We start from the raw sequence: 9,046 nt of genomic DNA on the forward strand, positions 1-9,046 counted from the left end.
ACACAAAACACTGTGGGAGCTGGCTTGCCAGCGATGCGGACACCTCGCTGTATCAGGCATACCCAGGTGATGCCATCGCAGGCAAGCCAGCTCCCACATTAAACGAGGATTTTGATCATGGCTAAAATCGGATTCATCGGCACCGGCATCATGGGCCAACCCATGGCCGCCAACCTGCAGAAAGCAGGCCATCAACTGTTTCTCTCCGAACATCACGGCAAGGCTCCGGCTGAACTGATCAGCGCCGGCGCCGTGGCGCTGGCCAACCCGCAACAAGTGGCCCAGGAAGCCGAGTTCATCATCGTCATGGTGCCCGACACCCCTCAAGTCGATGACGTGCTGTTTCGCGCCGACGGCGTGGCTGCGGGCCTGTCACCGAACAAGGTGGTGATCGACATGAGCTCGATCTCCCCTACTGCGACCAAAGCATTCGCCGCCAAGGTCAACCAGGCCGGCGCGCAGTACCTGGACGCACCGGTGTCCGGTGGTGAAGTCGGTGCCAAGGCCGGCACCTTGAGCATCATGGTCGGCGGCGAACCGCAGACGTTCGAACGCGCGTTGCCGCTGTTCCAGAGCATGGGCAAAAACATCACCCTGGTAGGCGGCAATGGCGATGGCCAGACCGCCAAGGTGGCCAACCAGATCATCGTCGCGCTGAACATCCAGGCGGTGGCCGAAGCGTTGTTGTTCGCCTCCAAAAACGGCGCCGACCCGGCCAAAGTGCGTGAAGCGCTGATGGGTGGCTTTGCATCGTCGAAGATCCTGGAAGTGCACGGCGAGCGCATGATCAAGGGCACCTTCGATCCGGGTTTCCGCATCAACCTGCACCAGAAGGACCTGAACCTGGCGCTGGCTGGTGCCAAGGAACTGGGGATCAACCTGCCTAACACCGCCGGCACCCAGCAAGTGTTCAGCACCTGCACGGCAATTGGCGGCGGCAACTGGGACCACTCGGCGCTGATCAAGGGCCTGGAGCATATGGCGAACTTCTCGATTCGCGAAAAATAACCCACACCGCTGATCGTTCCCACGCTCCGCGTGGGAATGCCTCTTGTGACGCTCCGCGTCACGCTTTGGGCGCAGAGCGTCCCGGACTGCATTCCCACGCAGAGCGTGGGAACGATCGCAGAGCGTGGGAACGATCGCTGCACCTCTAATAACAAGAATCCCCCGGGAGCCCGCTTATGTCGGTCGATCCGCAACACCTGCTTCGCGAGCTGTTTGCCACAGCCATCGACGCCGCCCACCCCCGGCAAGTCCTTGAACCCTACCTGCCTGCCGACCGCAGTGGCCGTGTGATCGTGATCGGCGCCGGCAAAGCCGCGGCCGCCATGGCACTGGTCGTCGAAGACTGTTGGCAGGGCGAGGTCTCGGGCCTGGTGGTCACCCGCTACGGCCATGGCGCGCCATGCAAAAAAATCGAAGTGGTCGAAGCCGCCCATCCGGTGCCGGATGCGGCCGGCCTGGCCGTGGCCCAGCGCGTGCTGGAACTGATCAGCCATCTGGGTGAAGACGACCGCGTGATCTTCCTGCTCTCCGGCGGTGGCTCGGCTCTACTCGCCCTGCCCGCCGAGGGCATCACCCTGGCGGACAAGCAAGCCATCAACAAAGCCCTGCTTAAATCCGGCGCCACCATTGGCGAGATGAATTGCGTGCGCAAGCACCTCTCGGCGATCAAGGGCGGTCGGTTGGCCAAGGCTGCGTGGCCGGCCACGGTGTACACCTACGCGATCTCCGATGTACCGGGCGACCAGGCCACGGTGATTGCCTCGGGCCCGACCGTCGGTGACCCGAGCACCTCACAACAGGCCCTGGCGATCCTCAAGCGTTACCACATCGACGCCCCCGCTTCGGTGCGCAGTTGGTTGCAGAACCCGGCCTCGGAAACCGTCAAGCCCGGCGACCCGGTGCTTGCCCGCAGCCACTTCCAATTGATCGCCCGCCCGCAGCAATCCCTGGAAGCGGTAGCAGTAAAAGTGCGCCAGGCCGGTTTCAGCCCGCTGATCCTCGGTGATCTGGAAGGCGAAGCCCGCGATGTGGCCAAGGTACACGCCGGCATCGCCCGCCAGATCGTGCAGCACGGCCAGCCACTGGCGGCGCCGTGCGTGATCCTTTCGGGGGGCGAAACCACCGTCACCGTACGCGGCGACGGCCGTGGCGGGCGCAACGCGGAATTCCTCTTGAGCCTCACCGACAGCCTCAAGGGCCTGCCCGGCGTGTACGCCCTGGCCGGCGATACCGATGGCATCGACGGTTCTGAAGACAACGCCGGCGCGATCATGACCCCCTGCAGCTACCGCCGTGCCGAAGCCCTGGGCCTGTCGGCCAGTGATGAGCTGGACAACAACAACGGCTACAGCTATTTCGCCGCCCTGGGCGACTTGATCGTCACCGAGCCGACGCGCACCAACGTCAACGACTTGCGCGCCATCCTGATCCTTGAGACTGCCAACCATGACGCCTGACAAGAAGGTCAAAATCCTCGCCACCCTGGGCCCGGCCACCGACGGTATCGATGACATCCGCGAGCTGGTGGAGGCCGGGGTAAATATCTTCCGCCTCAACTTCAGCCACGGCGACCACGCCGACCATGCCCAGCGCTACCAGTGGATTCGCCAGGTCGAGCGCCAGCTCAACTACCCGCTCGGTATCCTCATGGACCTGCAAGGGCCGAAGCTGCGGGTGGGACGCTTTGCCGAAGGCAAGGTGCAGCTCGTACGCGGCCAGGCCCTGCGCCTGGACCTGGATGAAACTTTGGGGGACCAACGCCGGGTCAACCTGCCCCACCCGGAAATCATCGCGGCCCTGGAGCCGGGCATGGACCTGCTGCTCGACGACGGCAAGCTGCGCCTGCGCGTGATCACCAAGCATGCCGACGCCATCGACACCACCGTGCTCAATGGCGGCGAACTGTCTGACCGTAAAGGTGTGAACGTCCCACAAGCGCTGTTGGAACTGAGCCCACTCACCGCCAAGGACCGCCGCGACCTGAGCTTCGGCCTGGAGCTGGGTGTGGACTGGGTGGCGCTGTCGTTTGTGCAGCGCCCGGAAGACATCCGCGAAGCCCGCGAGCTGATTGGTGATAAGGCGTTTTTGATGGCCAAGATCGAAAAGCCGTCAGCGGTGCAACGGCTGCGCGAAATCGCCGAACTGAGCGACGCGATCATGGTGGCCCGGGGTGATTTGGGCGTGGAAGTGCCGGCCGAGAGCGTGCCGCAGATCCAGAAAGACATCATCAGCACCTGCCGCCAACTGGGTAAGCCGGTGGTGGTGGCCACGCAGATGCTCGAATCCATGCGTTTCTCCCCGGCACCCACCCGCGCCGAAGTCACCGATGTCGCCAATGCGGTGGCTGAAGGTGCGGACGCGGTGATGCTGTCGGCGGAAACCGCCTCGGGCGAGTACCCGCTGGAAGCGGTGCAGATGATGAGCAAGATCATCCGCCAGGTGGAAAACGGCCCAGACTACCAGGCACAGTTGGATGTCAGCCGGCCCAAGGCAGATGCCACGGTGTCGGACGCCATCAGCTGCGCGATCCGCCGCATCAGCAGCATCCTGCCGGTAGCGGTGCTGGTGAACTACAGCGAGTCCGGCAGTTCCAGCTTGCGCGCGGCGCGGGAACGGCCCGTGGCGCCGATTCTCAACCTCACGCCCAACCTGTCCACGGCGCGGCGCCTGAGCGTGGCGTGGGGCGTGCACTCGGTGGTCAATGATCGGCTGCGCCAGGTGGATGAGGTGTGTTCCACCGCGCTGGAAATTGCCCAGGCCCAGGGCATGGCGCAGCGTGGCGATACCTTGGTGATTACCGCAGGGGTGCCGTTCGGGCAGCCGGGGTCCACCAATTCGCTGCGTATAGAGACGCTGATTTAGCGCCTGTCAGGGCCTCATCGCGGGCAAGCCCGGCTCCCACATTTGATCGAGTTTGCATGTCGAACATCAATCAAATGTGGGAGCTGGCTTGCCTGCGAGGAGGGCAACTCGGTCTTATTGACTCAACCCAAATGCACAACCCAACCTGCCCCGACTGGGCCGAAGCCCTGCTCAACGGCTTCAGCCAAATCTTCCTGCAGCGCCACCCGCTGTGCGGCCTGCTGTGCCTGCTGGCGATCCTGATCGGCGCCCCGGCGTTGCTCGGCGGTGCCTTGCTGGGAGGTGTCGCGGGGTTGCTCACGGCCCAGCGCCGGGGGTATCCCAAGGCCGAGCGCCAGGCCGGGCTGTATAGCTACAACGGCGTATTGCTGGGCCTGTTGATCAGCCAGCACTTTGCCTGGTCGGCGCTGGTGCCGCCGCTGATCCTGGCGTGCGGCGGCTTGAGTGCCATCCTCACCCGGCACTGGTTGAAATACGCGACCCAACCCCTGGATTTGCCAGCGTACACCGCGCCCTTTGTTGGGCTGGGCTGGTTGCTGCTCGGCCAGGTCCCGCAGAACACCCTTGCGCTGAGCGAGCCCGACACTGTCGCTATACTGGCCGCGCCCTTCACCGGCCTTGGGCAAATCATGCTGCTGGACCAGCCCCTGGCGGGTGTGCTGATCGCCTTGGGCTTGCTGCTGGCCGACCGTCGCGCCGTCGCGTGGGCCTTGGGCGGCGCCACTCTCGGCATGCTGGCCGGCCTGTGGTTGAACGACGCCACTGGCGCTCTGCTCGGCCTGCACAGCTATAACCCCGCGCTGGCCGCCCTGGCCCTGTGCTCGTCGCGTCGCCAGCCTTGGTTGCCACTGCTGGGTATCGGTCTGGCCATCCTGCTCACCCCAGGCTTTGGCGCCCTGCACCTGCCCGCGCTGACCGCGCCGTTTATCCTCGCGTGCTGGCTGGTGCGCGCCGGTCAGCGAATGCTGCACAAGCCTCACATGGACAGCCCGTACGAATCGCCCTAGGCTTGCTCGATATTCGTTTCAGGCAGGGTTTATGGACAGCAACAACGACTGGCGCCAGCGCCTCTACATCATGGTGTTCCAAAGCGACACCGTCGCCGGGCGGCGCTTTGACGGCATCCTGCTGCTGATCATCCTCGCCAGCCTGGTGATCGTGATGCTCGACAGCATCGACACAATCCATCAGAACTACGCCGACCTGCTGGCCTATATCGAGTGGGGCTTCACGCTGATCTTCGCCATCGAGTACGGCCTGCGCCTGTATTGCTCGCCCAAGCCGCTGCGCTATGCCTTCAGCTTTTATGGCTTGGTGGACCTGCTCGCCATCGTCCCCGGCATCCTCGCGCTGTACTACAGCGACGCCCAGTATCTGCTGATCATCCGCATCATCCGCATGCTGCGCATCTTCCGCGTGCTCAAGCTCAGCCCGTATCTCAAGCAGGCCAACTACCTGATGGCGGCGCTGCGCGGCAGCAAGCAGAAGATCGTGGTGTTCCTGGTCAGCGTGTGCACCCTGGTGACGGTGTTCGGCACCTTGATGTACGTGATCGAAGGCCCGGAACATGGCTTTACCAGTATCCCCAAGGGCATCTACTGGGCGATCGTCACCCTGACCACCGTGGGCTTCGGCGATATCGTGCCCAAGACGCCCCTGGGCCAGGTTATTTCATCGCTGGTGATGATCACCGGTTACTCGATCATCGCCGTGCCGACGGGTATTTTTACCGCTGAACTGGCCAGTGCCATGCGCGGCGAACAGCTGCATACCGACTGCCCAGTGTGCAAGAAGGACAGCCATGAACCCAACGCCGCGTTTTGTGCGCGCTGTGGCAGCAATCTGTTTCGCAAACTGGAATAAGCAAAGTTCTTTTTAATCTTTAAAGCTCTATGAAGGCCCGGCTATAGTCGCTGGCAAATTGCCTCCCTCTTCTCGAACAACAAGGAATGAGCAGTGAAAAAAATCCTCAGCGCCTCCCTACTGGCCGCCGGCCTGGCCCTGGCGGGCTCCGCCCAGGCAGCGACCACCCTGCTCAACGTCTCCTACGACGTGATGCGCGATTTCTACAAGGACTACAACGCCGCCTTCCAGAAGCATTGGGCAGCCGAGCACCCGGACGACAAGCTGACGTTGCAGATGTCCTTCGGCGGCTCCAGCAAACAGGCGCGCTCGGTGATCGACGGCCTGCCCGCCGATGTGATCACCATGAACATGGCCACCGACATCAATGCCCTGGTCGACAACGGCAAGCTGGTGCCGGACAACTGGGTGACACGCCTGCCGAATAACAGTGCGCCATTCACCTCAGCCACAGTCTTTATCGTGCGCAAAGGCAACCCCAAGGCGTTGAAAGACTGGCCCGACCTGCTCAAGGATGGCGTGCAAGTGATCGTGCCCAACCCGAAGACCTCGGGCAACGGCCGCTACACCTACCTGTCGGCCTGGGGCTACGTGTTGAAGAACGGCGGCGATGAAGACAAGGCCAAGACCTTCGTTGGAAAGTTGTTCAAGCAAGCGCCCGTGCTGGACACCGGTGGCCGCGCCGCCACCACCACCTTCATGACCAACCAGATTGGCGACGTGCTGGTGACCTTTGAAAACGAAGCGGAAATGATCGCCCGTGAGTTTGGCCGTGATCAGTTCGAAGTGGTCTACCCAAGCGTCTCCGCCGAAGCCGAACCGCCGGTGTCGGTGGTGGATAAAGTGGTCGAGAAAAAAGGCACCCGTGCGGTGGCTGAGGACTACCTCAAGTATCTGTGGTCGCCCGAAGGCCAGGAAATTGCGGCGAACAATTACCTGCGCCCACGGGACCCTAAGGTGCTGGCCAAGTACACCGACCGGTTCCCCAAGGTGGACTTCCTGTCGGTGGAGAAGACCTTCGGCGACTGGCGCACAGTGCAAAAGACCCATTTCAATGATGGCGGGGTGTTTGACCAGATCTACTCTGGCCAATAATCCATCTGACTGAATCAACTCGGTCAAACCTGTGGGAGCTGGCTTGCCTGCGAAAGCGATCTATCAGTCATATTTCTGGTGACTGGTGCACCGCCATCGCAGGCAAGCCAGCTCCCACTTTTTTGCGTAGGGCAGATGTGTCTGAATGTATCATCAGCCCGCATAAGTGATATCACCACAAGCAGCCTACTCACTTGCGAGCCTTGTCTTTACTCTCTCACGCCATCGTCCTTCGCCTTTATGAGTACACCATGAACGCAACCTCTCACGCTGCAGGCACCATGACCCGGGGCATGGTCATGCTGTTCGCGTTTTGCTGCGGCGCCATTGTCGCCAACATCTACTACGCGCAACCGATCATCGAGCTGATTGCCCCGGACATTGGCCTGACGCCGGCAATGGCCAGCCTGATCGTGTCCCTCACGCAAATCGGCTATGCCCTGGGCCTGTTTTTCCTGGTGCCTCTGGGCGACCTGCTGGAAAACCGCAAGCTGATGATCGCCACCACCGTCGTGGCGATCGCCAGCCTGCTGGGTGCGGCGTTTATCGAACAGCCGAACCTGTTCCTGCTGGTGTCGCTGCTGATCGGTTTCAGTTCCGTCTCGGTGCAGATCCTGATTCCGCTGGCCGCACACCTGGCGCCAGCCGAGTCCCGTGGGCGGGTGGTCGGCAGCATCATGGGCGGCCTGCTGCTGGGCATCCTGCTGGCACGGCCGGTGTCGAGCGTGGTGGCCGATCACTTCGGCTGGCGTGCGATGTTCATGGCGGCCGCCGCACTGATGGCGTTCATCAGCGTGGTGCTGATGCTGACAATCCCCAAGCGCCAACCCGATCACAGTGCCAGCTATGGCCAGTTGCTGCGCTCCCTGGGCACCCTGTTGCGTGAACAACCGCTGTTGCGCCAGCGGGCGTTCTACCAGGGTTGCATGTTCGCCGCCTTCAGCCTGTTCTGGACTGCCGTACCACTGGAACTGGCGCGTAACCACGGCCTGAGCCAAAGCGAGATCGCACTGTTTGCCCTGGTCGGTGCACTTGGCGCCATCGCCGCGCCCATGGCCGGTCGCCTGGCCGACGCAGGCCATACCCACCGCGCCTCGTTGCTGGCGATGCTGTTTGGCGCGCTGAGTTTCCTGCCGGCGTTGGTACACCCGCTTTACAGCGTGATCGGCCTGGCAGTCACCGGTGTGGTTCTGGACTTCTGCGTGCAGATGAATATGGTCCTCGGCCAGCGCGCCATCTACGCCCTCGATGCCAACAGCCGCAGCCGCCTGAACGCGCTGTACATGACCAGCATTTTTATCGGCGGTGCGTTCGGTTCAGCGATTGCCAGCAGCGTGTATGAACATGGCGGCTGGTTGGCCGTCATGCTGGTGGGCAGTGCATTTGCGCTGGTTGCGTTGTTGCGTTTCATGAGCGTTGCACGTAAAGCCGCGTTGGCCACCGTCCAAGCGTCCTGACGAGCCCGTGCGCCACTTCAAAACGCACAAAAGGGCGGGACTTAATCAACACGTGAGTAAGTCCCGCCCCCGCCTTGCTTCCAGCAGTGGCGCCCGTCAAAGGCGCGCGATCAAGGCATTAGAGATAACTGCCCTCTTTGATGTTGAGCCCGATGACATCTTCTGGACTGATCATTCGGGTGCTTTTGATCAGGAAGTCGGTCTTGCCATCGCCATCCAGGTCGGCCGCCAGCAAGTAACGTCCCGTTTGCGGATTAAACTTGATGATGGTGTCGCCTGCCGCCCCCGTATAGTTCTCGACGAAGTTCAACGCTACCTTGCCGTCGAGCACCATTTGCGACAGGTCGATCTTGTCCTGCCCCGTGTTGAAGTCCAACAACAAGTCGGCATTGGCACGGGTTGAATCGCTAAAGGCGTTGAACTTGAAGGTGTTCCAACCGCCGCCGCCCACCAACGTATCGGCCCCCGCGCCACCGGTGAGCACATTATCCGCACTGTTACCGATGATGCGATCGTTACCATGGCCCCCCACAGCATTTTCGATCACCGTCTTCTCGCCGATCCTGACGTTTTCCTTCATCCCCCCCACGCTGGAAAACGAACCACCGCGCAAGTTGATGATTTGATCCTGCTTGAAGCCAGAGAAATCAAAGGTATCGTTCCCACGCTCATCCCATACGTTGAAGTCTGGCTTATCAGCCGCGGACGTCAGGGTCGTTTCCGCCTTGCCAGTATTCGAGTTGAATCCATAGGTGGTGTCA

General features: G+C 62.0%; 8 protein-coding genes. 7 read left to right on the top strand and 1 reads right to left on the bottom strand.

Annotated features, from left to right (window positions below; translation table 11 throughout):
- Positions 1 to 117 precede the first annotated feature (117 nt).
- The 7 genes from BT199_RS23975 to BT199_RS24005 all read left to right on the top strand — a co-directional run bounded on the left by BT199_RS23975 (position 118) and on the right by BT199_RS24005 (position 8,285).
- Complete coding sequence (locus tag BT199_RS23975) at positions 118 to 1,008, top strand: 2-hydroxy-3-oxopropionate reductase (protein ID WP_019820390.1); 891 nt, start codon at positions 118 to 120, stop codon at positions 1,006 to 1,008.
- A gap of 176 nt (positions 1,009 to 1,184) precedes the next feature.
- Entirely contained in the window at positions 1,185 to 2,465 is a 1,281-nt protein-coding gene (locus BT199_RS23980; RefSeq protein WP_072435579.1) for a glycerate kinase type-2 family protein, read from the top strand.
- On the top strand, positions 2,455 to 3,870 hold the full coding sequence (pyk, locus tag BT199_RS23985; RefSeq protein WP_014717715.1) for a pyruvate kinase: 1,416 nt from the start codon (positions 2,455 to 2,457) through the stop codon (positions 3,868 to 3,870). Before BT199_RS23980 ends, pyk begins: the two co-directional genes overlap by 11 nt.
- A 131-nt stretch (positions 3,871 to 4,001) precedes the next feature.
- The gene (locus BT199_RS23990) at positions 4,002 to 4,877 is read left to right on the top strand and encodes an urea transporter (protein ID WP_032902979.1); all 876 of its coding nucleotides are present in this window, start codon (positions 4,002 to 4,004) and stop codon (positions 4,875 to 4,877) included.
- A 31-nt stretch (positions 4,878 to 4,908) separates the two neighbouring features.
- Positions 4,909 to 5,733 carry an ion transporter gene (locus BT199_RS23995; RefSeq protein ID WP_019820385.1) on the top strand — a complete coding sequence of 275 codons (825 nt, stop codon included), beginning with the start codon at positions 4,909 to 4,911 and terminating at the stop codon, positions 5,731 to 5,733.
- 93 nt (positions 5,734 to 5,826) lie between these two features.
- Positions 5,827 to 6,828: a sulfate ABC transporter substrate-binding protein gene (locus BT199_RS24000; protein WP_014717712.1), complete on the top strand. Its 1,002-nt coding sequence runs from the start codon at positions 5,827 to 5,829 to the stop codon at positions 6,826 to 6,828.
- Positions 6,829 to 7,079: 251 nt separating this feature from the next.
- On the top strand, positions 7,080 to 8,285 hold the full coding sequence (locus BT199_RS24005; protein WP_014717711.1) for an MFS transporter: 1,206 nt from the start codon (positions 7,080 to 7,082) through the stop codon (positions 8,283 to 8,285).
- 118 nt (positions 8,286 to 8,403) lie between these two features.
- Here BT199_RS24005 and BT199_RS24010 read toward each other — a convergent pair.
- Positions 8,404 to 9,046 (bottom strand): M10 family metallopeptidase C-terminal domain-containing protein (locus BT199_RS24010; protein ID WP_175556223.1); only part of this gene is annotated, 643 nt, incomplete at its 5' end.

The organism is Pseudomonas sp. NFR02, assembly GCF_900119375.1.
Taxonomy (GTDB): Bacteria; Pseudomonadota; Gammaproteobacteria; order Pseudomonadales; family Pseudomonadaceae; genus Aquipseudomonas; species Aquipseudomonas paracarnis.